Annotated in this window: 1 protein-coding gene; it reads right to left on the bottom strand. The window is 68.4% G+C overall.

Annotated elements, in window-relative coordinates; all coding sequences use genetic code 11:
- On the bottom strand, positions 1-364 hold a 364-nt coding region (locus OGL88_RS17685), incomplete at both ends, for an Ig-like domain-containing protein (protein ID WP_263092311.1).

The raw sequence follows: 364 nt of genomic DNA, 5'->3' as shown, positions 1-364 counted from the left end.
TGTTGCCGGTGCCCTCGAGGGTGAAGTCACGGTTCGGCAGCGACCCACCCTCGGCGGGGGAGGTGAACTGCGGGTTGTTCTGCCCGTAGTCCAGGGTGACGTCCATGCCGTCCGAGGTGGCGTCGTCCACGGTCTGGGTGACGGTGAGCTGCTGCTCGCCGAAGCCGACCTTGTTCGGGTCGATCCGCACCTCGTAGCTACCGGTGCTGTTCGCGGTCGTCCGAGCGATCTCCTCGCCGGCGGTGTTCTTGACCACGATGGTCGCGTTCGCCGCGCCCTGACCGCGGACACCGGCCCATGCGGACACGTCCGTGTCGAAGAAGCCCGTCGCCGTCGGCGCAGCCGGCTTGGCCTGCTCCATGGT

The organism is Curtobacterium sp. RIT-PI-V, from assembly GCF_025642935.1.
Classification (GTDB): Bacteria; Actinomycetota; Actinomycetes; order Actinomycetales; family Microbacteriaceae; genus Curtobacterium.
This window is presented reverse-complemented; position numbering and strand designations above follow the sequence as displayed.